The sequence below is a fragment of the Bacteroides sp. NSJ-39 genome (assembly GCF_014287315.1).
In the GTDB taxonomy this organism is placed as follows: Bacteria; Bacteroidota; Bacteroidia; order Bacteroidales; family Bacteroidaceae; genus Bacteroides; species Bacteroides finegoldii.
Genome location: NZ_JACOOB010000005.1, coordinates 257,652 through 284,273 on the forward strand (window position 1 = coordinate 257,652; position 26,622 = coordinate 284,273).

Annotated in this window: 29 protein-coding genes; 22 read left to right on the forward strand and 7 right to left on the reverse strand. The window is 40.3% G+C overall.

The annotated features are described in order from the left end of the window. The first annotated feature begins 7 nt into the window (after positions 1–7). The 18 genes from H8S63_RS08330 to H8S63_RS08415 all read left to right on the forward strand — a co-directional run bounded on the left by H8S63_RS08330 (position 8) and on the right by H8S63_RS08415 (position 19,126). Positions 8–928 carry a GT-D fold domain-containing glycosyltransferase gene (locus tag H8S63_RS08330; RefSeq protein WP_186926425.1) on the forward strand — a complete coding sequence of 307 codons (921 nt, stop codon included), beginning with the start codon at positions 8–10 and terminating at the stop codon, positions 926–928. A 332-nt stretch (positions 929–1,260) separates the two neighbouring features. Continuing rightward, positions 1,261–2,325: a hypothetical protein gene (locus tag H8S63_RS08335; RefSeq protein ID WP_186926426.1), complete on the forward strand. Its 1,065-nt coding sequence runs from the start codon at positions 1,261–1,263 to the stop codon at positions 2,323–2,325. 71 nt (positions 2,326–2,396) lie between these two features. Beyond that, positions 2,397–3,281: a glycosyltransferase family 2 protein gene (locus H8S63_RS08340; RefSeq protein ID WP_370527607.1), complete on the forward strand. Its 885-nt coding sequence runs from the start codon at positions 2,397–2,399 to the stop codon at positions 3,279–3,281. A 107-nt stretch (positions 3,282–3,388) separates the two neighbouring features. Beyond that, complete coding sequence (locus H8S63_RS08345; RefSeq protein WP_186926430.1) at positions 3,389–4,516, forward strand: acyltransferase family protein; 1,128 nt, start codon at positions 3,389–3,391, stop codon at positions 4,514–4,516. 4 nt (positions 4,517–4,520) lie between these two features. Continuing rightward, positions 4,521–5,471: a glycosyltransferase family 2 protein gene (locus tag H8S63_RS08350; RefSeq protein ID WP_186926432.1), complete on the forward strand. Its 951-nt coding sequence runs from the start codon at positions 4,521–4,523 to the stop codon at positions 5,469–5,471. After that, complete coding sequence (locus H8S63_RS08355) at positions 5,471–6,430, forward strand: glycosyltransferase (protein ID WP_186926434.1); 960 nt, start codon at positions 5,471–5,473, stop codon at positions 6,428–6,430. The genes H8S63_RS08350 and H8S63_RS08355 overlap by 1 nt, the downstream gene beginning before the upstream one ends. A 3-nt stretch (positions 6,431–6,433) precedes the next feature. Further along, positions 6,434–7,327, forward strand: a complete 894-nt coding sequence (locus tag H8S63_RS08360; RefSeq protein ID WP_186926436.1) for a hypothetical protein — start codon at positions 6,434–6,436, stop codon at positions 7,325–7,327. Continuing rightward, positions 7,290–8,426, forward strand: coding sequence for an EpsG family protein (locus H8S63_RS08365; RefSeq protein WP_222619548.1), 1,137 nt, complete (start codon positions 7,290–7,292; stop codon positions 8,424–8,426). The genes H8S63_RS08360 and H8S63_RS08365 overlap by 38 nt, the downstream gene beginning before the upstream one ends. A gap of 94 nt (positions 8,427–8,520) precedes the next feature. After that, entirely contained in the window at positions 8,521–9,459 is a 939-nt protein-coding gene (locus H8S63_RS08370; protein ID WP_186926440.1) for a glycosyltransferase family A protein, read from the forward strand. After that, the gene (locus H8S63_RS08375; RefSeq protein ID WP_186926442.1) at positions 9,459–10,571 is read left to right on the forward strand and encodes a glycosyltransferase family 4 protein; all 1,113 of its coding nucleotides are present in this window, start codon (positions 9,459–9,461) and stop codon (positions 10,569–10,571) included. Before H8S63_RS08370 ends, H8S63_RS08375 begins: the two co-directional genes overlap by 1 nt. Then, positions 10,568–11,539 (forward strand): acyltransferase, encoded by a 972-nt coding sequence (locus H8S63_RS08380; RefSeq protein ID WP_186926444.1) that lies wholly within the window; start codon positions 10,568–10,570, stop codon positions 11,537–11,539. The genes H8S63_RS08375 and H8S63_RS08380 overlap by 4 nt, the downstream gene beginning before the upstream one ends. Continuing rightward, positions 11,536–12,414, forward strand: a complete 879-nt coding sequence (locus H8S63_RS08385) for an NAD-dependent epimerase/dehydratase family protein (RefSeq protein WP_186926446.1) — start codon at positions 11,536–11,538, stop codon at positions 12,412–12,414. The genes H8S63_RS08380 and H8S63_RS08385 overlap by 4 nt, the downstream gene beginning before the upstream one ends. A 62-nt stretch (positions 12,415–12,476) precedes the next feature. Then, entirely contained in the window at positions 12,477–13,619 is a 1,143-nt protein-coding gene (locus H8S63_RS08390) for a glycosyltransferase (RefSeq protein ID WP_186926448.1), read from the forward strand. 311 nt (positions 13,620–13,930) lie between these two features. Next, complete coding sequence (locus tag H8S63_RS08395) at positions 13,931–14,545, forward strand: sugar transferase (RefSeq protein ID WP_186926451.1); 615 nt, start codon at positions 13,931–13,933, stop codon at positions 14,543–14,545. Positions 14,546–14,557: 12 nt separating this feature from the next. After that, on the forward strand, positions 14,558–15,568 hold the full coding sequence (locus H8S63_RS08400; RefSeq protein ID WP_186926452.1) for an NAD(P)-dependent oxidoreductase: 1,011 nt from the start codon (positions 14,558–14,560) through the stop codon (positions 15,566–15,568). A gap of 10 nt (positions 15,569–15,578) precedes the next feature. After that, positions 15,579–16,814 (forward strand): hypothetical protein, encoded by a 1,236-nt coding sequence (locus H8S63_RS08405; protein WP_186926454.1) that lies wholly within the window; start codon positions 15,579–15,581, stop codon positions 16,812–16,814. Between the two features lie 3 nt (positions 16,815–16,817). Then, entirely contained in the window at positions 16,818–17,825 is a 1,008-nt protein-coding gene (locus H8S63_RS08410; RefSeq protein WP_186926456.1) for an ATP-grasp domain-containing protein, read from the forward strand. A gap of 35 nt (positions 17,826–17,860) precedes the next feature. Then, positions 17,861–19,126, forward strand: coding sequence for a DegT/DnrJ/EryC1/StrS aminotransferase family protein (locus tag H8S63_RS08415; RefSeq protein ID WP_186926458.1), 1,266 nt, complete (start codon positions 17,861–17,863; stop codon positions 19,124–19,126). A gap of 71 nt (positions 19,127–19,197) precedes the next feature. Here the strand turns inward: H8S63_RS08415 and H8S63_RS08420 are convergent, their stop codons facing one another. The 5 genes from H8S63_RS08420 to H8S63_RS08440 all read right to left on the reverse strand — a co-directional run bounded on the left by H8S63_RS08420 (position 19,198) and on the right by H8S63_RS08440 (position 21,990). Beyond that, positions 19,198–19,599, reverse strand: a complete 402-nt coding sequence (locus H8S63_RS08420; RefSeq protein ID WP_186926460.1) for a hypothetical protein — start codon at positions 19,597–19,599, stop codon at positions 19,198–19,200. 115 nt (positions 19,600–19,714) lie between these two features. After that, the gene (locus tag H8S63_RS08425) at positions 19,715–20,776 is read right to left on the reverse strand and encodes an ATP-binding protein (protein ID WP_186926462.1); all 1,062 of its coding nucleotides are present in this window, start codon (positions 20,774–20,776) and stop codon (positions 19,715–19,717) included. Positions 20,777–20,882: 106 nt separating this feature from the next. Beyond that, complete coding sequence (locus H8S63_RS08430) at positions 20,883–21,296, reverse strand: N-acetylmuramoyl-L-alanine amidase (RefSeq protein ID WP_186926464.1); 414 nt, start codon at positions 21,294–21,296, stop codon at positions 20,883–20,885. 4 nt (positions 21,297–21,300) lie between these two features. Then, positions 21,301–21,408, reverse strand: coding sequence for a smalltalk protein (locus tag H8S63_RS08435; protein ID WP_152276068.1), 108 nt, complete (start codon positions 21,406–21,408; stop codon positions 21,301–21,303). A gap of 90 nt (positions 21,409–21,498) precedes the next feature. Further along, positions 21,499–21,990 (reverse strand): DNA-binding protein, encoded by a 492-nt coding sequence (locus tag H8S63_RS08440; protein WP_186926466.1) that lies wholly within the window; start codon positions 21,988–21,990, stop codon positions 21,499–21,501. A 220-nt stretch (positions 21,991–22,210) separates the two neighbouring features. Between H8S63_RS08440 and H8S63_RS08445 the strand changes: the two genes are divergently transcribed. Further along, complete coding sequence (locus H8S63_RS08445) at positions 22,211–22,429, forward strand: DUF4248 domain-containing protein (protein WP_143865713.1); 219 nt, start codon at positions 22,211–22,213, stop codon at positions 22,427–22,429. Between the two features lie 159 nt (positions 22,430–22,588). Here the strand turns inward: H8S63_RS08445 and H8S63_RS08450 are convergent, their stop codons facing one another. Then, entirely contained in the window at positions 22,589–24,430 is a 1,842-nt protein-coding gene (locus tag H8S63_RS08450; RefSeq protein WP_186926468.1) for a DUF3987 domain-containing protein, read from the reverse strand. Between the two features lie 28 nt (positions 24,431–24,458). Further along, complete coding sequence (locus H8S63_RS08455; RefSeq protein ID WP_029425931.1) at positions 24,459–25,085, reverse strand: BT4734/BF3469 family protein; 627 nt, start codon at positions 25,083–25,085, stop codon at positions 24,459–24,461. Between the two features lie 166 nt (positions 25,086–25,251). On the opposite strand from H8S63_RS08455, the gene H8S63_RS08460 reads away from it, so the two are divergent. From H8S63_RS08460 to H8S63_RS08465, 3 genes are all read left to right on the forward strand, one after another. Beyond that, the gene (locus tag H8S63_RS08460) at positions 25,252–25,392 is read left to right on the forward strand and encodes a hypothetical protein (protein WP_186926469.1); all 141 of its coding nucleotides are present in this window, start codon (positions 25,252–25,254) and stop codon (positions 25,390–25,392) included. A 20-nt stretch (positions 25,393–25,412) separates the two neighbouring features. Continuing rightward, a complete protein-coding gene (locus tag H8S63_RS20055; RefSeq protein WP_255467639.1) occupies positions 25,413–25,538 on the forward strand; it encodes a hypothetical protein in 126 nt (41 codons plus the stop codon). A gap of 99 nt (positions 25,539–25,637) precedes the next feature. Then, the coding region (locus tag H8S63_RS08465; protein ID WP_186926473.1) for an AAA family ATPase at positions 25,638–26,622 on the forward strand (985 nt) is incomplete at its 3' end.

Here is a 26,622-nt window from a genome sequence, read left to right on the forward strand (position 1 = left end):
AAATACAATGAATATATTGCAACACATATTAAAGTCAATAGAATATCGTTATTCGAGGGTGGTTTATCACCTGTGGACGGTACCAGTCGTGAGCTGTCAATACAAGAAGTGGCAGAAGCCGGAGGTGATGTCTTTAGAGGATACACTACAGCATATCGTTGACCATAGGAGTTCTATATGTCGTTATGGAGATGGAGAGTTTAATATTGCTCTTGGTAATGATATCGGCTTTCAGCATATAATAAGCGATATGTCTGAACGTATGCGACAGGTGTTAGATTCTGATGATGATAATATTCTAATCGCTATACCTTCCATCTTTGGAGATCTATCTATGTATAGCGATTTTAGTCAATCGTGGTGGAAAGAGTATCGTTTGTGTAATCTCGATAATCTTAAGGCGCTGTTAAAGTCGGGAAGGCGCTACCCTAATTCACTCATCACTCGCTTCACTTCCGACTACAAAGAGGATCAAGCTAACAACCTGATTCCGCTTTATCGCAAGATATGGGATGGTCGTGACATATATATTGTTGAAGGTGAAAAGACACGTATTGGTGTAGGTAATGATCTACTGTCGAATGCTAAGAACCTTTATCGTATCCTTGCACCAGCAAAAAATGCGTACGATAAGTACGATGAAATAGTGGCTGCCATTAAGGAACATGTTCCCTGGGGCGCTCTCGTCATCCTCGCATTAGGACCTACAGCCACCATCATGGCATACGATCTTGCGAAGATGGGGTATCAGGCTCTTGACCTCGGTCACTTCGATATACAGTACGAATACCACATCCGTGACATCCATTCAAAACAACCTATTCCTGGTAAGTACGTCAATGAAGCATCCACAGCAGGACAGACGGTTGACGATAGCGTCATTCAGGATGAGAGCTATGGTAAATCAATAATTGAAAGAGTAATATAGATGATTGATAGTCAATGTGCAATTGGAGGTGAGTCGCAGACAACTCGTTCTTTGCAAGTCAGAAATAGTAAACTACATCTCGGTCTCTGTGTTAGCAGTCTATCTGCTTGACAATCTCAAACCGGCGATAGACAACTATTTTCAGGTATATACCCACACTCTGAGTAGTGCCTTCGTCCTATTTGTAATAATGGAGGCCCAATCTTCCTTATAGCCATATTGATTGATAAGATACGTACGCATGTCTTTGGGAAAGTAGAGAATTATATCATAAATGAAATGACTGCTTTGTTAACTTGTATTATGCGTAAAGTTGTGAAATTATAAAGTAAATGAGAATATTGTTTTTAGCACCAGCGTATGCAGGCCTTCATATTCCTATCATCGAAGAGATGAAGAGGCAAGGACATGATGTCGTATGGATTGACGATACAGCTATTCAATACGATATGCGTATTCCACGTCACGGAATCCTGAATAAGATGCGATGCAAAGTAAGTACTGTTTTGAGGCATCCATCGAAAAAAATATGGGATAAAATATTCAAAGAACGATCAGAAGAACTGAAGACTACTTTTGATATGTTTTTCTGCATCAATGGTCGCACACTTTGCAAGGAACTGTTTGTGTTTCTGGATAAGATGCCCAACATCAAAAAGGTACTTTACGTATGGGATTCTGTCTCTGTATTTGATTTCTATCGCTATCAAGATAGGTTCAATAAATGCTATACGTTTGATCTGGATGATTCAGTAAATGTTTCAGGGCTGGTCTACAAACCATTGTACTGGATTGATAATCATCAAATTATTACCTTCGACTATGGTTCGGCAGAAAAAAGACGTTATGACATATCTATAGTTGGCTCGGATCACGATAAACGCTTCGAAATAGTCAACAAGATACTCCCACAGGTGAAAGATGCAGGACTGTCATATTTTTTTAGGGTTCAGATTTGGAAGCCAAGTTTTTCTCATGTATTTCTGTATAAGTTCAGGATGAGATACATAGCGAGTTTCAGACGGATTGTAGAGTATGCCGAGGCGAAATACGAGCGAGATCGTAAGAATGAAATAGCTATGGAAGGGGTTATTCCTCCGGCTGAATATACGGAGATTATGCGTCATACGGTATGTGTGTTGGATACGGACAGAGGTACCCAGAGTGGTATCACCCCAAGAGTCATCTGGGCTCTCGCCATGGGAAAGAAAATAATATCCACAAATAGGAATCTTCTGCGAGCTCCATTCTACAGTTCAGAACAGATATCCATCATAGATAGGGAAACTCCCATAATAGATATAGACTTTATTAAAGACAATAGAACATTCTCCATTCACCCAGAGATTGAGAAGTTGAGATTAGATAAGTGGGTGAGGAACTTTATGGAAGGTTAATGTGCAAAAAGATTAGTATAATAATACCAGTATATAATGCTGAGAGGTTTCTACGCAGATGTTTGAATTCTGTGTTAAACCAATCATATAGTAACTGGGAATGTATAATTGTTGATGATGGTAGTAAGGACTCTTCACCTGCCATCTGTGATGAATATGTTAAGACGGATAGTCGCTTCAAGGTAATTCACAAAGAAAATGGTGGAGTGTCAAGAGCACGTAACACAGGGTTGAGTTTAGTAGTCGGTGAATGGGTTACTTTTGTTGATTCAGATGACGAACTGGCACTTGATGCCTTAAAGCATTTCATAGAGAGTATGGAAAGATATCCTAAGGCGAGTGTGTTGAGAGGTGGACACAGAACTGTTACTCCAACAGCAATAGGCAAAGACCGTTCGGCGGAAAAATGGATATGTACAGAGAGTCATGCGGATGCTTTGAAGATATCAGAGGAGACATGGTGCTCAGGGTTTATATGGTCAACATGTTTTCGTAAGGACATACTTGAAGGAATGAGATTTGATAATTCCATCACATGGTGTGAGGATCATATCTTCACCTATCAATGTATATTGAAAGCGGAAGAGATAGCATTTGTTCCTCATGTGGTGTATATCTATTACCTTGATGATACATATCCTGTAGGCTTTGGCAAGAATCTTAGTTTCAAGCCTATCAGCTATGATATGGCAATCCGTTCTGCAGAAGGACAGAGAACTGTGCAATTTCTTCTCGCTGGCGATAATAAGAAAATGCAACAGATGGTACAACAGCAATATGAAGCCGCTATTCGTTTCGCCATTTACCAATCTTTCTTCAGCCATAGTCTTCTCTCTGTTATTAATCTTGCGGAGGTATATCCTTTCATCACCACAAAGAATGTCATTCGCTTGTGGTTAGGATACCAGAAGACGCGAATAATACATACCTACAAAGTGGTATTTAATAAATATTAATTCAATACAGAACACTTGGAACTCACAGAAATTTTAGTGCGATAACACTTTCTGCAGTAGATGTATTTATTACTTTGTGTGGTGATTAGTAATATTAAAATAGACAAATGAGTGAAACGATTGTTAACAATAGACTGATAGTGGAATCAATGAAGGACTCTTCCGTTACTATAGCCAAAGGTATTGGTATCGTACTGATGGTGTTAGGACATAGTATCGGGGAATATGGTGATTATTTAACTCCTGTTAGGTCATTCATCTATATGTTTCACATGCCCCTCTTTTTTGCTCTTTCTGACTATTGCTTCAAGGAAAAATATATTACGGATTTTAAGACATTTACATGGCATAAGGTGAAAGGATTATATTTCCCTTTTGTTAAATATGGCCTTCTTTTTCTCTTATTACATAATGTGTTTTATCACTTGAATATTTACAACGGGCAATATGGATGGAGAACATATGTGTCACATTTATACACTTGGCATGAAACGCTAGACAAAGCATATTTTAACATCATACTCTTCACTAGAAGTGAACAACTTTTGGGTGGCTATTGGTTCATAGTCCAATTGTTCTGGGCTTCTATAATTGCTTGGATAGTAATTCGGATAATCAGAAATCCTTTGATTGGAGGTTGTATTGTGTTGATTATGAGTATTCTGTATAATAAGTTTATTCCGACTATACCTTACAGTGCTATAGGAGGACTGAGTTTTTTCTCTGCGTTCTTCTTTCTTACTGGCTATGCAATAAAGAAGTTTGATGTAAAAATTGTAGGATGTCAAGGATTACTCTGTGTCTTGGTCGTTTTGGTGGGTTCTGTGTTTTGGAAAGCAGATATGCAATCATGCAATAAATATACGTTGCTTCCTTATTGCATAACAGCCATTCTTGGAACATTAATGACGCTGCAAATTAGTAGGACTATTGCAATAATCACAAAAGGATATTTTAAGTCATTTTTTATTTTTGTCGGTGACCATACATTTGAAATACTCACTTGGCATTTTCTTTGTTTCAAGGTAGTCACTCTTCTTGCTATTTGGGTAGAAGACAAACCGATAGAAATGCTCTCACAATTTCCCATTCTTGATGGTCAGAATTATCCTGTATGGTGGTTATTCTATTTAATTGTTGGTGTTGGTTTGCCTTTGTTAGGAGTTGGGATAATAAAGAAGGTAATGGTAAGGTGTACAAAAGTTAACACTTTGCATTTTAGTAGAATAAGTTAAATATATGTTACAACCTAAAGTTTCAGTCATAGTACCAATATTTAAGGTTTCTCAATATATTGAGAAATGTGCTATTAGCCTTTTTGAACAGACATTGGATGATATAGAGTATTTGTTTATAGATGATTGTTCTCCTGATAATTCTGTTGATGTGTTGCAGGCTGTATTGAATAAATATCCTCAAAGGCGTGACTATACACGAATTATAAGGATGAATGTGAATAGCGGGACATCTGTTGTGCGTGCATTAGGAATAAAGGAAGCCAAAGGGGAATATATAATTCACTGCGATAGTGATGATTGGGTAGATATAGACTATTTTGAGAAGTTGTATAATAAGGCTGTGAAAGAGAATGGAGATATAGTAGTTGGAGGCTTTATTCGTGAATCGGAAAATTCTACTTATATCATTGAGACAGAAATTTGTAATCCTCCTAAAACAATGTTGAATGAGATGCCCAATAAATCGTTTTATTGTATGTTGTGGAACAAATTAATGCGTCGTTCACTATTGGTTGATAATGCAATAATACTGAAATCCGGAATAAATATGTGGGAGGATGTATTGGTTTGTTTACAAGCTTTCTATTTTGCAAAAAGAATTGATAAGATAGAAGGTACGTATTACCATTATTGGATAAATCCTACATCTTATACTGTAAATAGTGCTAATGAATGTTCGTACCAACAACGAAAGTGTTGTGTGATGGAACTTGAGAGGTTCTTTGCAGATAAAGACGGTGATTGGTCGCTACTACTTAATTATTGGAAAATGTTAGCAAAGTCATTTATGCTCACCCGTGCAGGATTCAATCCTGATCGATGGAAGCATGAATATCCAGAGGCAAACAAGTATATTATGCAGATGAAGGCAATACCCATCCAGACACGCTTGATGTATAAGATGACGTCGATAACGACACTACCTATAAAGCTAGTGATGAAATTAAAATAATGAAAGTTTCAGTAATAATCCCAGTATATAAGGCAGAAAAAGATATAGCGAGATGCTGTCACGCTCTTTTTGGACAGACACTCGATTGTATCGAGTATATCTTTGTTGATGATTGTACGTCTGATGGTTCCGTGGCCGTCATCGAGAAGACCCTTGAAGAATACCCACAGCGAAAGCCATTCGTAAGGATCTTTCATCAGCAGAAGAATAGTGGTGTCTCTGCCTGTCGTCAGTTAGGGTTGGATAACGCTACAGGCGATTATATCATTCATTGCGACTCTGATGATTGGGCAGACACAGATATGTACGAACAGCTTTATAAAACAGCTCTAACAGAAGGTGCAGAGGTGGTCTATTGTGACTATCGGGTGGAGTATGGCGACCATGTAGCAGATGTCGTGTTTCCAGATGCTTACATAAAGCGGCCTTCATTCAATATAAATCCTATTGAGGGTGCTGTATGGAATAAACTTATCAGTAAAGCTCTCATCAGTCGTTGTGGAGCAAGATTCTATGAGGGTATCAATCTTGGTGAGGATTTCGGTTTCGTTACCCTTTGTAGAGCAATCTCGAAAAAAAATACTGTAGTACATAAACCTATGTACCATTATAATCAGCAGAATTTCAATAGCATTACTCACAATTACAGCAAAGAACATTTCCTACAGGTTGTGCGACTAGCTGAACGTGTGGACGCGGACTTCAAAGTAAATGGGTTAGCACAAGATTATGTCAATGAATTGAACTATCTGAAGTTTCAGGCAAAGTCATTCTTTCTTATTTACAACTCTGTGCTGGACATCAAACTATGGAGGAACACCTTTCCCGAATGTAGCAAGCACTCCATGGAGTATACTTATCCCATATACGCAAAGATGGCTGGGTGGCTCATAGCCCATGACCTTGCTCCTTTAGCCTGGTGTTTGCTTAAAATAAAGACGTTAATAACGAAACACTAGACAATGATATATTTTATATACCCCAATGTAGATATTTGGGAATATATGGTAGAGGGTATTGATAATACAGATGTTGTCTGTCGACCATTGAATCCCTCATGTCGTAAATGGCAGGTGGTGATGAGAAAAGCATTAAAAAATACAGATCTTCCGCCATGGATGCTCTTTGGTAAACAGATGCGTAAGGAATTGAAATGTCTTAAGAAAGGGGATACAGTTCTCATTTCCGACTACACGGAGCCTTGTCTCTTCAAGGCTTTGAATGCGAGTGTTGCACCTGGTGTCAGGAAGTGTCTTTGGATATGGAATCCCGTTTGTCCATCAGCTTACGAACGAACCCTCTTCCGTTATAGACAAATAGAATCTGCTGGTTTTAACATCAGTACTTTCGACAAGGGTGATGCAGAACGATTCCACCAGGAACTCTATTCACAGTTCTTCCGTATGAAGCAAGACGCAACTAAAGACAAAGAAGAGTATGATTTTTACTTTATTGGCTTTGAGAAGAACAGAGGTTCTATCATTTACGAGTTACGAGAGAAACTGAAACACTATCGTACCTGCTTTAAGGTTGTTCATAGTGTTGGGGAGTGTATCCCATACGCTGAGAATATGAAAAATATCCAGAAAGCACGATGTATAATAGAAATAGTGCAGAATGGTCAGAAAGGTTCCACCCTTCGACCTCTCGAAGCGCTCGCATGTGGTAAGAAGCTCATGACCAATAACAAGTTTATCAAGGAATACGACTTCTACTTAAAGGAGAACATCTTTATAATTGGTGAAGATGATTTCTTTACGATTGACACTTTTATACAAACACCATTCATTCCACTCCCAAGTGCCATTGTCGACAAATATGACATCAGTAGTTGGTTGTCAAATTATAAGAAATAGTATGGATTTTTTGGCTCCGTTTTATGAATATATATACACGATTGTCTGTTTCATTGCAATGAAGAATGCGTTGAAGTCTCCTAGTTCGTTGTTACCGCCATTTACCTCAATAAATACACATCGACAAAGTGCAATGATTACGGGTATTTGCATATGCTTATTTTTGGGATTAAGGCCAGTAGCAAGAAATTTTGGAGATACATTGGGGTACTCTGAATTGTATAATGTTATATATGGGCAAATTTTCACATTTGATCCATCGGCCGAGAATCTCCTTTTTGATAATCTATTATTTTTCTGTGCCAGTATACGATTGTCTGAACATAGTTTTTATTTATTGATGTCTATTATTTATTTTTCTTGTATAGGAATTGCATGTAGAAAAATTTTTGCCGATAATTCTCACATAGGTTTTATGGTATATCTTCTAGGCTTTTCTACATATTCATATGCGATTAATGGCTTTAAGGCTGGAGCAGCAGCAGCAATATTTTTGGTTGCTTTGGCTTATAAAGATAAACTCTGGTTGACAATACCTTTAGCATTAATATCCAATGGCTTTCATCATAGTATGACTGTGGTTGTATATGCATACATTATATCATATTTCGTAAAAAAAACCAAATGGTATTTCTATGGTTGGTTGTTCTGTCTTTTTATTGCTGCTACACACATTGGTTTTTTCCAATCATTATTTGCTTCGTATGCTGATGAGAGTGGTGCAAGTTATCTTTTAGCAGAAGGAGACGTACTTCATATAACAGGTTTCCGCTTAGATTTTATCTTATATAGTGCTGCACCAGTGGTGATAGGTTACTATATCCTTTTTAAATATAGACTGAGAGATTCAATGTATGAATTATGGCTAAGAATGTATCTACTCACAAATGGTGTTTGGTTGTTGTGTATGTACGCAAGTTTTACTAATCGAATTGCTTATCTCTCTTGGTTCATGCTTCCAATCGTAACCATTTATCCTTTCTATGCTATGAAAGGAGTTCCTAACAGGCTGCAAGTGGGTAACAAAGTAGCTATGTATCATGCATATTTTACTTTGTTTATGGTTTTCGTATACTATGGATTTATGAGTATAATTTAAAAATCGTATAGACTATATCTTAATCGTTTCAGAGAACTGCTTATCCTCTTTTACGATGGGGACAGTCGTGAAAGTAATTACAAAATAAAGTGATATGAGTAAACTTCTTACAGTCTTCACCCCCACGTACAATCGTGTAGATTTACTGCCGAGAGGGTATGAGGCACTTTGCCGACAAGGGTCGCATGACTTTTGCTGGCTGATAATTGATGATGGGTCGAAAGATAATACTCGCGAACTAGTAAAATCATGGTTGAGAGCTGAGAGCTTGGAGTTTAGAGAGGATGGGTTTGTCGGCTACAGTAAAGATGCTGACTGGCTCCATATAGAGTACGTCTATAAGGAGAATGGTGGTCTGCATACAGGTTACAACAAGGCTATTGAGAAAATGAACACGGAGATATGCGTTTGCATCGACTCGGATGATTATATGCCTGATGATGGAGTGGAGATATGCGTGACGGAATGGGCAAAGTATCGCGATAAGAATGTTTCTGGTCTTGTTGGTTATGACTATACTATTCAGGGAAAGCGTCTTGGAAATCAGATGGAAGATGGCAAAATAATACACTATGTAAGGCTCAAACAAGATAAGGGATTCTCTGCAGATAACAAATTGGTTATGCGAGTTGATTTGTTGAAACAAGTAGCTCCACAACCATCATTTGAAGGTGAAAGGAACTTTAATCCTATATGGATGATTTTGAAGGTGGATCAGATAGCTCCCTTTGTACTTATTGATAAGACTCTTTGCATCGTTGACTATCAAGAGAATGGTATGGCAGCAAATATTGTTAACCAGTTCTTTAACAGTCCAAATAGTTTTATGGAGCTACGTATACTATATGTAAATTTAAAATATACTTCTCTCTGTTGGAAGATTAGGCATTATATTCATCTTGTTGCGAATGCTAAGATGGCAAAAAAATCTCTTTTTATTAAAGATAGGGGGGTGAACTGGGCTGTTATTGCTGTTATGTATCCAATAGGAACATTGTTGTACTATTATTTAAAATCAAAACGTACGAACTGATGAAAATAAGTTTAGTGTTTTTAGGGTCAACAAGTGCTTGCGCTATTTATTCATACCAGATGGCTACTGCACTATTGCAGATAAAAAGTTGTTTATTGCAATTGTTTATTGCAAAAGGGGTATATAATATAGATGAATGGAAAGAACTCTCCGCTAAGTATAGTTGTAAACTTGTAGAAATAGAAACATATAAGCATGATGCCATCCACGTGGCTTTAAGCTATTTAAATATACCTAGAATATATACTTTGTCCAAAACGATATCTAAATTTAAGCCAGATGTCATCTATTTCCCCTTTGGTTGTGTATGGGGTCCGATATTATACCCTATGCTTAAAGGAACTGCTCCGATTATAAATACAGTACATGATCCTCATCTACATGATAAGTATAAAAGTTTAGGAGAAGCTGTCTTCTTTGGATTAGGTGCTTGGTCTCAGCGATTTGTCTCTGGATTTGTTATTCTGAATGGTAAGGATAAGGTATATATGGAGAACCTTCATAAGAAGCCAGTGGCGATTATCCCCCATGCTGCTTTTAATTACTACGCAACAATAAGATCAAATATGCCTATAGATGAGAAAATAAGAAAAGTAATACTCTTTATTGGTAGAATTGAACCATATAAGGGGGTGGATGTCCTTGTTGAAGCATTTAAGAAGTCAAGAATAGATAACCTCAAACTTATAATAGCAGGCGGAGGTCCTATTGATGAAAGTACTTTAGTAGAAATTAACAATAATGAGCATATCGAACTAAGGAATCGATTTATACCAGATGTGGAAATGGTGGGGCTTATAAATTCTTCAGATTTTATTGTTCTACCATATAAACGTGCATCCCAGTCGGGCGTTATTCCGATGGCTTTTGCTCTAGGTAAGACAATTATTGCCACAAATGTGGGTTCTCTGAGCGAACAGATACCTGAGGGGACGGGGGTGCTGACCAATGTAGATGCTCAGGAGATAGCAGATGCAATTGATGAGTTCTATGCAGAGCCTTCTAAAATAATAGAATATGGTAAGAATGCAAAGCATTATGCTGAAACAGAACTTACATGGGAACATTCAGTTGAACTGTTATTGGAATTCTGTAAGACTTTGACGAAATGATATTGGAACTATTTTACATATCCAAGTATCGTACGGAGATTATGGGGTATGCCATCCTTGGTGTGATGTTAGCCCATATCAAGGGTATTTGTGGATTCCCTGATACAATAATTAACAAACTGCTGGGAGTATTCTGCTTCTCTGTTTTTACAGGAGGTTTTGTTTTCTTAACAGGGGTCGGGTTATGTTTCTCTCTTCATAAGGATGGAAATCTAAAGAGGTTTTATATGAAACGCATCAAAAGACTATTGATATCCTATTGGATTATTTCGACTCCTTATTTCTTGTATACTGACTTGTATCTGAATAGTGATGTGGTTGCTTTTATTGAACATGTGATCACTATCTCGTTTTGGCTCCAAGGTAACTATAGCGGCATGTGGTATATTGCTATGACTGTAGTGATATATCTGATATACCCCTTTATGCATAAATTCATGTATGGAGGTAAGATGCAGACAATATATGCAGTTGTAATTCTCTTAGGCTCATATATGATAGTGAATAAAGCTCTACTTACTTATGCTCCAATATTTTATCACAATACAGAGATTGCAATAACAAAATTTCCTTTTTTAATTTTGGGTAGTTTAACGATGAATTATGCTACAGAATGGTGTAAGATATTGAATATTAGATGGATATCATGGCTGAGTGTCGGTTGCATAATATTATTAGTAGAGCCTATCAATACAATATGGTTAACTTTTAATGCGATTTCTATAATTGTTTTGGGCTATCTGTATGAGGTATGTAATAGGAGTGGGTACATATCATGGATAAATGGTCTATTCAGGTGGTTAGGCAAATATACTTTGGAATTGTACATTCTTCACCTGCTTGTGTATTATCTGCTTAATCTGATTATAGTATCTCCTGATGAAGGCTTGAATATTATTATGGGTGTGATGATAGCATTAATATTTTGCAAGCCAATGCACTTGGTAACAGAAAAGATAACGAGATGAACATTTTAATAATAGGTAAAAACAGCTATATCGGCAATCATATTGACGAGTGGCTGTCGAAATATGGGCATCAGGTACAACAGCTTGATGTGTTGACGGATGAGTGGAAGAAGTTCGATTATTCTTCTTTCGATGCTATTGTGCATGTGGCAGGCATCGTGCATCGTCCGGATTGTAAAGATTGGGGGTTATATAAACGTGTGAATACGGATATGCCTGTAAGTATTGCCTCAATGTATAAGAGCGTAAGATCAGAAAAGGGGCTCGTGGGCCAGTATGTGTATTTTAGCACGATGGGGGTGTATGATGCAGGTAAAAAGTTAGAGCCTTCCATCGTAGATAATAATACTCCGATGTTGAAAGATAGTAATTCTATGTATGGCAAAAGTAAACTGATGGCGGAAGAGGAGTTGATAAAACTGCAGGACAGGACGTTCTCTGTGGCTTATGTACGTCCTCCAAGTGTGTATGGCAAGGGTTGTAGAGGTGGTTATATTACAGGTTTCACCAAGATGGCCCGTTTGTTACCGATGATACCGAAGGCCTATGAAAATACATGCCAGAGCTTTATCTATATTGATAATCTTTCGGAGTGTGTACGTATAATCGTTGAGAATGACCTTACTGGTAGCTTCTGTCCACAGGATGATGAGATTCCATGTGCTTCTCGGTTACTGGAGGTTATTTGTAAGGGCATAGGCAAGAAACCTCGGAGATCGAGATTCTTGGGTCTATGCTTGCGTATAGGTAGCTTTATGCCTTGGGTGAGAAAAGCGTACGGTGGTATAGCTTATGCACGTGAGCTTTCTGATATTCCAGGATATGATTATGTGGTTGTACCCTTTGAGGAAGGTATGAAAAAAACGGTTTGCTAGCTTATGACTGACAGAGGTGGTATTTCGCTTCGCACAACTACGAAATTTTAGACAAAGGATATATGAAGAAAAAAATAGCATTTGTAGTGGCTGTTCCTGGAACGGCACGTTCTTTTTTGAAAGACCACATGACACAGTTAGTACAACACTATGATGTACATCTACTGGCAAATTTTCAAAATGATAAGGAGAAAGATGAGTTCATACAAGTAGGAGTTAAATGCCTGTGTATTCCTATCAGACGGAAAATTTCTTTATGGAACGATCTGAAGGCTTTGCTGGCTATATATGAAATCTTCAAGCGTGAACGTTTTGATTGTGTTCACTCTGTCACACCCAAAGCGGCTCTACTGAATGCCATGGCTGGATGGTTAGCAAAAATACCTCACCGAATTCATATCTATACAGGACAGGTGTGGGCAACCCGTGAGGGCATCATGCGTACCTTGCTGAAAGGTATGGATAAAATACCGGCATGGCTCAATACAGATTTGTTAGTTGACGGTGTATCGCAGCGTAGGTTCCTTATTAAGGAAGGAGTATTAAAGGAAAGTAACAGCAAAGTATTGGCTAACGGTTCTATAGCCGGAGTACGTTTGGAGCGTTTTGTCATTTCTGAAGATGTACGCAAGCGCGAGCGTGTGAAGTTCAGATTTACAGATGAAGATGTGGTCTATATTTTCTTGGGTAGGTTGAATCATGATAAGGGTATAGGAGAATTATATGAAGCTTTTAGCAAGTTGGTAGAAGAATGCCCTCATGCCAAACTGTTGTTGTATGGTTCTGATGAGGAAAATTATGCGGCAAAGTCCACAAGATTCCCTGCGTTGCAACGTGATGAAAATTTCTTTTATCCGGGTATAACCCGTCAACCTTATGAAGCTTTGCAGGGTGGAGATGTGTTTGTCCTTCCCACATGGAGAGAGGGGTTTGGTACAAGTGTATTGGAAGCTCAAGCTTTGGCTATGCCGGTAATTACCAGTGATGCATATGGAGTGGTTGATGCTTCTGTGCCCAATGAGACCGGTCTTCGCTGTGGGGTCAATGACCCGGAGGGATTATATCACTGTATGAAGCAGTATTATGATACCCCGAAAATGCGTAAACAACATGGTTTGAATGGACGGAAGCGAGTGGAGGAGTTGTTCAATAACAATGTGGTGACAGCAGCTTGGCTGGAATATTATTGTGAGATATTGAAATAACAATTGATTAACCAATTATAAGGTGAAGAAAATATTTTCGTTCAGTATGTAAGTACTCAGTTTAGGACTATAAAGTGAAAGGGTTGCCTTCGCTGCGAATCAAATTTCATCTGCATACTTTCTTAGTCCCTAGCGAGATTGTTAAAGGACGTAGAGATTATGAACAATTATTGCCCTTGACTATCGACTGAACTAATAACAAATTAAAAAATCAGTATCCTTTTTAACGTTATTGATTAAGAGACCGCCTTGTAGAGACTTTTCTGAGAGACTACACGTTAAGATTGGACGCTAACATATATTAGTAAGTTATGTATAAACATTTTTTTAAACGTATTATAGACTTCTGTATAGCTTTCGTTGCTCTAAGTGTATTGGCATTACCTTTGATAATTGTAACCCTGTGGCTTCATTTCTCCAACAAAGGTGCCGGAGCATTCTTTTTTCAAGAACGTCCCGGAAAAGATAGCAAAATCTTCAAAATAGTCAAGTTCAAAACCATGACCGATGAGCGGGACACTGATGGTAACTTGTTACCTGATGAAATGCGTTTGACAAAAGTCGGAAAATTTGTACGTTCAACTTCCATTGATGAACTTCCACAGTTTTGGAACGTATTGATTGGGGATATGGCTTTAATAGGGCCTCGTCCACTATTACCAAGATATCTTCCGTGGTATACAGAAGAGGAGAAGCATAGACATGATGTCAGGCCTGGAATAACAGGTTATGCACAATGTCATGGTCGTAATGCTGTGACATGGGATGAAAAATTGGCGATGGATGTATGGTATGCAAATCATGTCTCACTGAATACAGATTTGAAGATTATATTTAAAACTATCAAATCGGTACTAAAAAGGGAATCTGTAGAGGTTGCCGGAGTAGAAGCATTAGATACATATAGAAAACGAAAGGGTAAATAACTTTTATATAATATGAAAAAGGCAATAGTTTTAGGTGCTACCGGTCAACTCGGATGTTATAGCGCACTTTCTCTTAGTGAAAATGGCTATGAAGTTATAGCTGTAGGGCGAAGAAATTCGGATGGAGGCTTTTATGCCACAAAAGGAATTGAGTTCATTGGTGGCTTTGATATAGCTAATGAAAAATCATTTGGACTTCTGCCAAACAATTATTTTGATGTTGTAGTGAATATGGCAGGAACTATGCCTGCTCATGCTGATATGAATATGATGCCATATGTTCAGAGTATTGTTGTTGGTACAGTTAATCTTTGCAATTGGATGAAGCAAAATGGCAGTAAGCGAATTGTGTTTAATACGACGCCAAGCGATGTTGCTGAACATTGGGGAACAACAGAACCAATAGATGATGATGCTATCCGTTCATTTCCTAAAAACGGAAATGATCATGCTGTATATGCTATTTGTAAAAGAGCTGCTACTGATATTCTGGAGCACATGAAGATTGCCAATGGTTTTGAGCCTTGTGTATTTAGACATTTTATGGTGTATGGTTGGCATCCGGATGCGTACTACTATCTCGATGGCGAAAAGAAAATGTTGCCATGGAGATATATGATCAGGCGCTGTATAAACGGGCAAGGTATAGATGTTTATGGTGATCCTTCACGTTTGAAAGAGTTGTTATATATAAAGGACTTTGCCGCAGCTGTTGTTAGGGCGGCGGGAACACATATATGTGGTATTTTTAATCTGCCGGGATATAAACCATATTCTTTAGATGAGATGGTTGATGGAATTATGAAGACTTTTGCAACAGAGAGTGCAAAGAAGACACATAAGCCTGAAATGCCAGATACACCACAGATATTATTGTCTGGTAAAAAAAGTTTAGAGGTATTGGGATGGAAACCGCAGTGGACTTGGGAGGCTGCTTGTGATGATATGAAACAGGAACTTCTATCAAATCCTATAGAACTAATGTGGGGACCAATTGAGGAGGCGGATAAAATAAAGAATTGATGTACTTTATATGAACTTTGTACAATTAGACAAAATTGCAAGAAAATATGGTACACCTTACTATTTGATGGATGGTGGCATATTTTTAGCTAATATTGAAGCTTTTCAGGCGGCTTTCAAACCAAGATATAGCAGATTGGTTGTTGGTTATTCATTTAAGACTAATTATGTGCCTGCATTATGTAAGATAGCTAAGGAAGCAGGATGTTATGCCGAGGTTGTTTCTGAAATGGAGTATGTACTGGCAAAACGTATAGGTTTTGAGCATATCATATTTAATGGACCGATAAAAAAAGATTCAGTTCTAATTACAGCTTTAAAAGATAAGGCCATAATAAACCTTGACTCTGCTTATGAATTGGATACAGTGTTGAAATATAAGTCGGAACATCCTGAGGAAGAAGTTTCGGTAGGACTTCGACTTAATATAGATCTGACTGATAAGGATGGAGTATCAAAGCTTCAATGTGGTTTACGTATAGGAAGATTTGGCTTTTCACAGACAATGCTGAAAGGAGTTGTCTCATTATTGCGTGATAATGGCATCAAAATAGTATCGTTACATGGTCACACTTCGTCTTCTGATAGAGCTGTTGTAAACTATAACCTGATAGTGTTACAAATGCTTCAAGTTTGTGAGTGTCTGGAATTAAATGATTTACAATATTTTGATGTTGGTGGTGGCTTCTTTGGTGCGGCAGCTAAAGGGATTGATGTAAGTAACAAGCCAAAGTATGAGAACTATGCCAACTGTATTTTGGGTGCTTGTCTATCAAATGAGTGGTTTAAGCAAGTGCAGCCGACTATTGTGATAGAACCTGGAGTATCTGTGGTAGCGAATGTGTTCAGTTATGTCTCAAAAATCTTTCAGGTGAAAGATATTGCGGGACAAAAGTTCTTGACGACGGATGGAACAGTTTTTGATGTTAAGCCTACACTTCATAGTAACAATTTACCTCATATATTCTATACAAAAGAATGTTGTAATGAAACCTATATTGCTAACCTAGTAGGTTCTACATGTATGGAGAAAGATGTGATTCTTAAGGAGGTGGAGGTTCCGGAAAGAATTGAATATGGTGATTATGTGAAGATTGATGGTGTGGGAGCATACACAATTGTACTTACACCGACTTTCATAAATTTCATATCTCCTATAATAGGTGTCACGGATAATGATGATAAAACCTTTATAGTGCGACGTCGGCAGACAATTGACGATGTTGTAACTTTATATACACTATAGTTTATGAACATACTGTTTACTTGTGCAGGTCGTCGTCGTTACCTGCTAAAATACTTCAAGGAGGTGATTGGAGAGGATGGCAACATTGTTGCTACTGATATGCAGTTAAGTGCTCCCGCACTTACGGTTGCTGATGTTAAGATTCAAGTACCTCGTGTATATGCAGAAGATTATATTCCCAAGACATTGGAGATATGTAAGGAACAAAAAATAGATATTCTTATATCGCTCAATGATTTGGAGTTACCCATTCTGTCAAAATGTAAGGCAGATTTCGAGGCATTGGGAGTGAAGGTTATTGTATCTGCCCCCAATGTGATAGATGTTTGTTTTGATAAATATAAAACTGCACGTTTTATTGAAAGTCTTGGGCTGAGGACTCCGAAGACATATGTAACTTATAACGAAGCGGTAGCTGCTATAAAGGCTGGTGAGTTGAAGTTTCCTCTTATTCTTAAGCCTCGTTGGGGCTCTGGCTCTATTGGTCTGGAGTTCGTTGATGACTTGGAGGAACTTGAGATGGTATATCAACTTGATCGTAAGAAGGTGATGAAATCTATTTTGGCTACTGCATCGGTAGATGATAACTTTTTGCTAATCCAGGAAGTCATCAAAGGCCCAGAATATGGCTTGGATATTGCAAATGACCTGAAAGGTGAATATCGTGGTGTATCTGTAAAGCAAAAGCTGGCTATGCGTAGTGGTGAAACCGATAAGGCTATCACAGTTGATAATGTCAAGATTCGTGAGATTGGCGCTACAATAGGTAAGGCTTTGAAACATATCGGTAATCTTGATTGTGACGTGCTGGAACGTGATGGTGAGTACTATGTACTAGAACTCAATCCCCGCTTTGGCGGTGGCTATCCTTTTTCACAGGAGGCTGGTGTGAATATGCCTAAGGCTATTGTTGCATGGGTGAAAGGTGAAGATGTTAACAATGAGATCTTTTTCCCAAAATATGGTAAGATGTTTTCAAAGTGTGATATTCTATTGAATGTAGGAGAGTGATTAAAGCTGTAAGGTATTAAACATTGTATAACATTATGAGCTACGTTCCTGAAAAAACAATTTACCTCTGCCTTGCTCACATGAGTGAGGAGGGGATTGAACAGAAATATGTAAAAGAAGCATTTGATACTAATTGGGTAGTACCTTTAGGACCAAATGTGAATGCGTTTGAGAATGATCTCAAGAACTTTGTTGGAGGAGAAAATGAGGTTGTGGCTTTGAGTGCCGGTACAGCCGCTGTACACCTTGCTCTTATCGGCTGCGGTGTGCAGTCAGGTGATGAGGTATTGGTGCAGTCCTTCACTTTCTGCGCTTCTTCGCATCCCATCACTTATCTTGGTGCAAAGCCGGTGTTTGTGGGCTCGGAAAAAGAAACCTGGAATATGGATCCTGTACTGCTTGAAGAGGCTATCAAAGATCGCATTGCAAAAACCGGTAAAAAGCCTAAGGCTATTGTGCCTGTGGCTCTTTATGGTATGCCTTATGATTGCGAGCGCATCATGGAGATTGCCAATCGTTATGATATTCCTGTGGTAGAGGATGCAGCTGAAGGGTTCGGCTCCAAATTCGGTGGTAAGGTGTTGGGCACTTTCGGCCGTTTTGGTGTACTTTCTTTCAACGGTAACAAGATGATTACTACATCGGGTGGTGGCGCCCTAATCTGCCGGAATGCTGAGGATAAAAATACTATTATGTGGTATGCAACCCAAGCTCGGGATGCTTATCCTTACTATCAGCATACTGCGATCGGTTATAATTACCGCATGAGTAATGTTTGTGCCGGTATAGGTCGCGGGCAGATGACCGTTGCCGATGCTCATATTGCTCATCATAAGCATGTGCAGGCACTTTATGAAGAATTGTTGGCGGATGTGGAGGGCGTGCATATTCACAAGCAACCTGCTGATTCCCGCTATGATTCTAATTTCTGGCTTTGTACTGCTACCATCGCTCCGGAAGTGAAGGTGGTAGGGCAGGAGAATGCCTATAAGGAAGTTATCAAGACTGCTGTGGGGGGTGCTGCCGGTGTGATTAAAGCCGTAGATAGTGCTGTAACTGACTGTCAGCCGAATGAGAATGTGGAAGCATTACGTATATTCATGCTATCTAAGAGGATAGAATGTAGGCCTGTCTGGAAGCCGATGCATAAGCAGCCGGTTTATGCGGATGCTCCTTTCTATACTAATGGGGCGGAAGAGGATATTTTCAAGGTAGGATTTTGTCTACCTGCGGGTCCTTATGTGACGGATGATGATGTACGTTATATTGTGGAATCAATCAAAGGAGCGATTGGCTTTTAAAATAAATATTCGCAAAAAACATTTGGTATGTAGATAGAAAAGTAGCACTTCATTGCTGATGTAAATAACTTCTATACCACAAAAGGTAATTTTCGTCTAGCTTGCTCATAAGTCATCACAGTGACATGAGCATTATCCCAAACCTTAGTATATCCTCTTAGAGCTTCCAGACAATTATCCTTGAATGCGCCTATATATCCTTTCGAACTATCCGCTACATTGATTATTGTAATGAAATAGGCTTCCAGGCAAAAACTGTGCAAATCCACATTTTTTTCATTCTCCAGAGTTTGCCCAAAAGTATTTTGATATTTTGCTGCTAGAAACATTTGCATCGTATCAACCACCTTCTTGGTTATATTCCATTTACGGTCTGCTGTATTTGCCGATTCCAAACTCCCCGTTGCTGTATAGTCTTTTAACTCTATAGCGTAGAATTTCTTATCTTCATAATCTATCCAACAAGCGTCCATCTCTTTGAAATTGAAACAGCTTATGCTTTTATGAGGCTCTGTCTTCTCAAAACGAAACCAATCATCTGTTGGAAAAAATCAAGCGTAATTCCACTTTCTGTAAAACCTGCCATAATTACATCTTCATATCAAGGTCAATGTCTTCATCATACATGGCCATACTTTCATTAATAATGGAATTGTCCGGCAAACTCTCTCTCAAATTTCCAAAAAAAGTATTGATAGTTCCTCTGTCGTTTCTGTTTAATGAACAGCACATAATATCCATCGCATTGGAGCGTGCTTCTATATGCAGTTGCTTTAGTACAAAATAACTGTGAGTTGTAATAAATATTTGTACACCTTTCTTCGCGAGCTCTGAAATGATCTTCATCAATGAGCGGATAGCTCCCGGATGCAGATTATCTTCAGGCTCATCGAGAATAAGTACGGAGTTCTTATTAAGTTGTCCGTTTTGAATTAGTGTGGACAATATACCTATATGTTTGACTCCTTCTGCTGTTAAAGGGAGGGCAAATTCGGTATTGCCTTTCTTGAAGACAAATCGTTCCGTATTTTCCACTTGTTTCAACTCGCCGGAAAACATTTCGGACATTTTGTTTAATATATCCTGAAATTCGACATTGGCGTCCCCTTGTACCACAGGTATGTCCAACAAATCAATAAGATCCAATGTTGTATCATCATAACCGGGAAAGAAGTACTGACGGGCAATCGCTTTTATCGTATTAAAAGCGGCGATGACTTCCTTTGCGGGAATAAATATGTAATTGGTAATCTCACTGCTATTTCCGTTCGCAATAGTAACATCCGTAATAGTAGTACGGGTATCTACTCCAAAAGAAAAGTTGACTTTCGAATCTTCTTTAAAGTTTAATTCTACAGATAGTTTTTGGGGAGTGCCATTCTTGCGCACAATATCACTCAAACCTGCCCTTTTAGGGGTGTATACGTCGAAAAGCTTCTTGGATATGATATTCTTGAATGAAATATCCGGATAGTGCACGGTTTGCTTGATATATAATTCCTTGGCTTTTCCAACAGAATAAATCATCTTCAAGAGTGCAGTCTTACAGGTATCATTCTTTCCAAGAATAACAGTCACTTGTGGAAATGGAAACGGATTTTCAAAAGTCTCGAATCCCATTACATTGGACATCTTAAGCTTACTTATCATAATTTTTTCATTATAAGTATGACAAAGATACAGTTTATATCTCAAAAACAAGTAGTCCTCATAAAAGTTTTTTTGATGGTGCCAAAGGAGAAATACCCGTATCAGCTTATACTTGTCTATATTCTTTCACTGCATCGAAGCACGGACACCCTTTCATCGGGTTCAAATCATGATGTCCCACAATCAATGCTTTCGGAAACTGTCTTTTCAACTCTCTCAACAAAGCAAGCAAAGCCCCTTTCTGCTCCAATGTGCGCGTATCCTTCGGCTTTCCGTCCGCATCCAGTCCGCCTTCATAACAAACACCTATCGAATGGGCATTATGATTCCGGCAATGTGCCCCGGCCTCTTCAAGCGATCGTCCTCTGTGGATTTCTCCGTCCCGTGTGATATAGAAATGATACCCGATGTCGCGAAATCCGCGATGGCGGATATGATCCAGACGACAGGCTTCCGCCGAAAGGGATTTCCCCTCCGGCGTAGCACTGCAATGAATGATAATCAGTGTGATCGTTCTCATCGGCCTACATACAGCTTTGTATTCCGAACACTCCTCCGATAGCGGTGGCTACAGTGATAATGATTTTGAGAACTAGGCCCCATACGGAGCGGCGTGATGATGAATTGCTCATAAAACTACATTTTTAGTGATAAAATAATAAGAATTTAAAGGTAAGTCCTTCATTATAAAGAAGGACTTACACATAGATCGCGACAAGAGATTACTCTCCCGGATCAGGAGCTTCTCCTCCGTTCCCGTCCGGGTTCGGTTCAGGCGTATTGCCCGAATCGGAACCGCCACCGGAAGCGGTAGGTTTCTGATACTCCGCCTGCTGCTTCAGCTGGCTGTCGAGCTTCAGATTGGTAGTAGACAGATTACCGGTGGCACGGGCTCTGAGGCGCATCCCGGTGATATTCTTCTCCAATGAGAACTCTTCCAGCGTTTCGGCTGCTTTGCTGCGGATACCTACACCGAAGATGGCGAGGTCGTCAATTTTCACACTCTTGCCGTCGAGCAGCAACTCCTTGATGCAATCCACCATGTCGGTGAGCACACCTTTGATGACACCACCGGAATACGGAGAATTGTGCTTCGACATGTGCTCGGCAAGTTTGCCGAGATCATACGTCTCATCGCTTACCGCACGGGCGAACCACTTACCCGCATTCACACCTTTCTTCTGCTGGTTCTGATAAATTTTGTAACGAATCATAAAACAATAAATTAAAGGGTTAAACATTGTGCCGCAGGGATTATTTTCCCTTTTGACGATACAAAGATAACACCTCGAAACTCCGGATAATCAGTAAAGTACGGTTACGGTCGTGCTTTGTCTGTTATGTGCAATTATGGTCGGTTATTCAACGGAAAAGCGTTGGTTATGTAGAAAAAAATTGTTACTTTTGTGACAGTAAATCAGAAACTTATCCATCATGAAAGAATTCAAGATACGTGCGTATGGCCGTATGGAACTGGCGCAACTCTATTCCCCCGAACTAACCGGCATTGCCGCTTACCGGAAGATGAAGAAATGGATCCTGCGGTGTCCCGGACTTCTGCAACGCCTGTACGATTTAGGTTATCAACCGGAACATCGCTCTTATACACCGCTGGAAGTGCGGGTGATTGTGGATGCTTTGGGAGAGCCTTGATAGAGCAGTGCTTTACATAGACTAAAGCATAGCTTTACGACCTCTAAAGCTATGCTTTAGGACTTATAAAGCACTGCGTCTGCCTGACGGTGGGTGTAATGCGCCTATCGGGCGCGGCGGATACGGCGGGTACAGTGGGTACACTTTTCCGGGCCTCCCTTACACACGCACACGTGCGCGCGTATAAGTTCCTTTACCGTCCACATTGACAAGCACTCCTCTTTTCGTCAATCGTTTCAACCAGGCGAGGGCGGTATTTTCTTTGACTCCCATGTTGACAGCCTGTTCCACCAACTGTGCGCGAGTAAACTCTTCACCCAACTGCTCGAAGAGGAAATCACGGTCGGCATTAGACCGGTGGCTGGTTTCTACGGCAGGAAGGAAAGACAGGATGTGCGTGGCATGACAGTAGAGAGGTTCCGCAAGTGCAAGCACAGCCTTGAAGTCCTCCGGAGTGATGGTGACGTTCCAACGGGGGATGATACCGTCACTGATGTTGTCGGTAGGAATTTCCTTGTCCGGAGTAAAGGTGGGAACAGGGGATGCCTTGAGCTGATAGGGTTTCGGATTTTCGAGGACGCGCAATACGGCTACTTCTGCCATGATGCGACATAGATTGACAGCCAGGCGGGCTACGAAACTGTACATTTCTTTGCCGTTAGCTATGCTCGAACGGGTGAACAGGTGGGAGAAGAGCGCGTCGAATTCCTCTTTTTGCTCCATCGTGAGCCGGAGTGTGTGAATCCCATGTGCTTTTATGATGTCCAGTTTCTCTTTCCATTCCAATCCCATGACGGTAAATATCTCTTCCAAATCTGTCTTGTCCTCTGTAAACTGGCTTACCCATTTCCAGATGCCATGCAGGTAGTAGTACATTTGACGGGAGAAAGAACCGTCTTCCGTCGTCGGAATAAAAGTCTTGACCTGTGACGGAGTTCCGGAAATCAGGACGGAAAGAAAGCTCTTTTTCACTTCCCGGTATTCCTGTTCCGTACGTCGGTTGTAGGACAGGCGGTCGTGGTCGAACGCTTTGCGGAGCGTGTCACTCCAATGGCCGTAATCAGAGCCTATGGCGGTGGAGAGGGTATCCGCTTCGGCTTCACAGATAAGTCCTGTCCCTTCGGAATCCATGATGTTCTGCAGGATACCCGTACCGGTGTTATTGCCGGAAATGAGAAACATCCTGTTGGCGGGCATTTGCGGAGCTTCCACCTTTGCACGCTCTTTACCCATCGCTTCGTAAGCCGCTTTCTCTTTTTTATACACTTTCATCTGTGCGGCAACTTCCGCACGAATCTGGTCGTGGAGGGGTTCTACGAGTAGCCGGATATAGGAGAGGATGCTTTTGCCGGAGGCGGAAGGAGCGATGACGAAACATTGCATACAGGGATACTGATATTTGCCGCCGTAAGAACAACGCACGTGCCGTTCCATACAGGAACCTAAAGCTGTCAATGCTCCCAACAGCATGATATCATGTTGTGCCGTAGTGTTGCCGTAATTTATGATGCGTTGCAGAAACTCCGGCCAGTCGGCTTCGGGGAAGGTGGGGAGCGGGTGCTGCGGTTCACTGCCGGGCAATAGTTCTTCTTCTTCTTCTCCTTCTCCGGAAGTTCCGTTGTTTCTTACCTTATTACGCGCGCACGTGTGTGTGGAAAAAAGGCGGGGTGCATTTACTGTACCTTTTGTACCTGCGGAGCTGTTCATAACTTCGTCTTTGCGGATGGTTACTCCTGCTGTTTCAGCGAGATGGAATACTGTGCCCAGATGCACGTCCCCGTGTTTCGTGGTGAGCGCGTTGGAGAATACCCGTTCGGCGTGTTCGCGTTGATACTTGGCGGACAACCGGCAGATGCGGTGAAAATAGTCCCGTCCGGCTTCACCACAATCTGTCGCGATGGCAAAGGCCAGTTGTACATATTCGATGTAAGTGGGGGCAATGTCTGCCCCTGCCGTCTCGACAGCTTCGACAAGACGGTGTAAAGATTCGATTTCATCCATTTTTTTTGAGGATTGATTATAAATTATGTTAGATAGTTCTGAACAGTGCTTCCGGGTCGTGGCTCAGGAAACAGGCCCTTACCAGGTCTTTCCCCGAACCGTCTACGCCTTTGGCGGTTGCCGTGGCGGAGTTGTCCGTTTCCGGACCGTATGCCATTTCGACATATTGCATTGCTTTGTCTGTGCTTTCTGTGATATTCCGTACCTCGTCTGTCGGATGTGGCATTCCGGCGGGTATGAAGGCTTTCACACCCCGTCCGCTCGGACTGATATAGACAAGCACGGGGCGGAGGAAGGGATCGTCGAACAGGGTACGGCGCATTCCGACGGCTTCTTCATAGGAGTCGAGGTGGTCTACGTCTATCACTATCAGTCGTGAGGGGGATACGAAACACTTGCCGGAGCGACGGGTGAATGTGCCGCAGGGAGTCACGTAGGGCAGGAGTGTGGCTTTTGCCGTCCGTATGTCCGGGGTGTTGCGTACTTGCTCGGTCAGGAGCCTGAGGTTTTCGTTGCAGGTAATCATCTGGAAAACCTGTTCGACGGAGACTTCACAGAAGGGGAGAAGTGTGGCGGGAGTGACTATTCGTCCCTGTTCGTCTCTGAGAGGGGCGATGGGAGGCATGAAATAGGACATTCTGTAATTGTTTGACATATTATATTGTTGTAATGAGTTTTAATATCTACCTTTGTGGAGAAATATAAATGTGCTTTATAATATGACGTAAAATTAGTAAATACAAAATAAACCTCATCCCGACATGTCGGGATGAAAGTGAAAATAATTAACCGTATCGTTTAATATTTAACATTAAATAAGAATGAAAAAGAAAAAAGTCAGTTGTGCGGCTTTAGGAACTTGCATTGTAGAGTTGCAGGACCGTGTGAATTTGAGAAATGTGGATGTATATAAGGCGCTAAAAATCGGGCACTCCGTCTATAATGATTTAAAAAAGGGGTAGACCGCAAATCGAGTAATTACATGAAAGTGATCCTATTCTTGCTTGATCACCTCAGTAAGGAGGAAGCCGAAGCGGAGTGGGATAGAGAGAAGTTGCGGTATCTGAAGTACAGGGAGAAAAAAGAGAGGGAGAGAGGAGAACGGTGAAACGATAATGGAGGAAGTAAAGGCAGGCGGGAAAAAGTTTCCTGCCTGCCTGCTTTTTGAACGGATATTTTTTGTAGCTTTGTGAAAAATATGATTGATATGGAAGCTTTGCAAAGATTATATCCCATAGGGATACAGACTTTTTCTGAAATTCGTGAGAAGAATTACCTTTATATCGATAAGACGGAATACGTTTATCGTATGACTCATTTTGCGAAATATGTGTTTCTGAGTCGTCCTCGCCGTTTTGGTAAGTCTTTGCTTACTTCTACTTTGCATAGTTATTTCTCTGGTCGTAAGGATCTGTTTCAAGGGTTGGCTATGGAGAGGTTGGAGAAGGATTGGATAGAGTATCCGGTTCTTCATTTTGATATGAGTATGGCGAAGCATGTGGATAAGGAGCGTTTGGAGCGTTTGCTTGACTTTATGCTTTCAGACTATGAGCGGACCTTCGGCCTCGACACAACTGCCGGTGATGCTAATCTGCGATTAACCCGTCTTATCAAGTGTGCTTATGAAAAGACAGGGAAAAAGGTTGTAGTTCTTATAGACGAATACGATGCCCCTTTGCTCGATGTGGTACATGAAAAGGAAAATCTAGGCGTATTGCGTAATATCATGCGTAATTTCTATAGTCCCTTGAAGGCTTGTGATCCTTATCTGAAGTATGTGTTTTTGACTGGTATCACCAAGTTCTCTCAGTTGAGTATCTTTAGCGAATTGAATAATATTGAGAATATCAGCATGGATGAATCATACGCTGCGATCTGCGGAATAAGCGAGGCTGAGATACGTTCGCAGATGAAAGAGGATGTGGAGAGATTAGCTGTGAAACTGGAAATAACACCTGAAGATGTTTTGCTGAAGTTGAAGGAGAATTATGACGGTTACCATTTCACTTATCCGTCTCCTGACATCTATAATCCGTTCAGTTTGCTTATGTCTATGGCTAAGGGTAAGATCGATTCTTACTGGTTCGGTAGCGGTACTCCTACATACTTGATAAAGATGTTGGGTAAATTTGGTGTAAATCCTTCTGATATCGGTCCCAAACAAACGAAAGCTTCCATTTTTGATGCTCCTA

Bases quoted from the DNA above. Each gene is read 5' to 3' on its own strand.
- H8S63_RS08435 (WP_152276068.1), bottom strand. From the start codon at position 21,408: ATGAGCAATTCATCATCACGCCGCTCCGTATGGGGCCTAGTTCTCAAA.
- H8S63_RS08455 (WP_029425931.1), bottom strand. From the start codon at position 25,085: ATGTCAAACAATTACAGAATGTCCTATTTCATGCCTCCCATCGCCCCT.
- H8S63_RS08330 (WP_186926425.1), top strand. From the start codon at position 8: ATGAATATATTGCAACACATATTAAAGTCAATAGAATATCGTTATTCG.
- H8S63_RS08385 (WP_186926446.1), top strand. From the start codon at position 11,536: ATGAACATTTTAATAATAGGTAAAAACAGCTATATCGGCAATCATATT.
- H8S63_RS08390 (WP_186926448.1), top strand. From the start codon at position 12,477: ATGAAGAAAAAAATAGCATTTGTAGTGGCTGTTCCTGGAACGGCACGT.
- H8S63_RS08370 (WP_186926440.1), top strand. From the start codon at position 8,521: ATGAGTAAACTTCTTACAGTCTTCACCCCCACGTACAATCGTGTAGAT.
- H8S63_RS08380 (WP_186926444.1), top strand. From the start codon at position 10,568: ATGATATTGGAACTATTTTACATATCCAAGTATCGTACGGAGATTATG.
- H8S63_RS08450 (WP_186926468.1), bottom strand. From the start codon at position 24,430: ATGGATGAAATCGAATCTTTACACCGTCTTGTCGAAGCTGTCGAGACG.
- H8S63_RS08440 (WP_186926466.1), bottom strand. From the start codon at position 21,990: ATGATTCGTTACAAAATTTATCAGAACCAGCAGAAGAAAGGTGTGAAT.
- H8S63_RS08410 (WP_186926456.1), top strand. From the start codon at position 16,818: ATGAACATACTGTTTACTTGTGCAGGTCGTCGTCGTTACCTGCTAAAA.
- H8S63_RS08405 (WP_186926454.1), top strand. From the start codon at position 15,579: ATGAACTTTGTACAATTAGACAAAATTGCAAGAAAATATGGTACACCT.
- H8S63_RS08375 (WP_186926442.1), top strand. From the start codon at position 9,459: ATGAAAATAAGTTTAGTGTTTTTAGGGTCAACAAGTGCTTGCGCTATT.
- H8S63_RS08460 (WP_186926469.1), top strand. From the start codon at position 25,252: ATGAAAAAGAAAAAAGTCAGTTGTGCGGCTTTAGGAACTTGCATTGTA.
- H8S63_RS08420 (WP_186926460.1), bottom strand. From the start codon at position 19,599: ATGGACGCTTGTTGGATAGATTATGAAGATAAGAAATTCTACGCTATA.
- H8S63_RS20055 (WP_255467639.1), top strand. From the start codon at position 25,413: ATGAAAGTGATCCTATTCTTGCTTGATCACCTCAGTAAGGAGGAAGCC.
- H8S63_RS08335 (WP_186926426.1), top strand. From the start codon at position 1,261: ATGAGAATATTGTTTTTAGCACCAGCGTATGCAGGCCTTCATATTCCT.
- H8S63_RS08430 (WP_186926464.1), bottom strand. From the start codon at position 21,296: ATGAGAACGATCACACTGATTATCATTCATTGCAGTGCTACGCCGGAG.
- H8S63_RS08445 (WP_143865713.1), top strand. From the start codon at position 22,211: ATGAAAGAATTCAAGATACGTGCGTATGGCCGTATGGAACTGGCGCAA.
- H8S63_RS08350 (WP_186926432.1), top strand. From the start codon at position 4,521: ATGTTACAACCTAAAGTTTCAGTCATAGTACCAATATTTAAGGTTTCT.
- H8S63_RS08395 (WP_186926451.1), top strand. From the start codon at position 13,931: ATGTATAAACATTTTTTTAAACGTATTATAGACTTCTGTATAGCTTTC.
- H8S63_RS08360 (WP_186926436.1), top strand. From the start codon at position 6,434: ATGATATATTTTATATACCCCAATGTAGATATTTGGGAATATATGGTA.
- H8S63_RS08355 (WP_186926434.1), top strand. From the start codon at position 5,471: ATGAAAGTTTCAGTAATAATCCCAGTATATAAGGCAGAAAAAGATATA.
- H8S63_RS08425 (WP_186926462.1), bottom strand. From the start codon at position 20,776: ATGATAAGTAAGCTTAAGATGTCCAATGTAATGGGATTCGAGACTTTT.
- H8S63_RS08365 (WP_222619548.1), top strand. From the start codon at position 7,290: ATGACATCAGTAGTTGGTTGTCAAATTATAAGAAATAGTATGGATTTT.
- H8S63_RS08345 (WP_186926430.1), top strand. From the start codon at position 3,389: ATGAGTGAAACGATTGTTAACAATAGACTGATAGTGGAATCAATGAAG.
- H8S63_RS08415 (WP_186926458.1), top strand. From the start codon at position 17,861: ATGAGCTACGTTCCTGAAAAAACAATTTACCTCTGCCTTGCTCACATG.
- H8S63_RS08400 (WP_186926452.1), top strand. From the start codon at position 14,558: ATGAAAAAGGCAATAGTTTTAGGTGCTACCGGTCAACTCGGATGTTAT.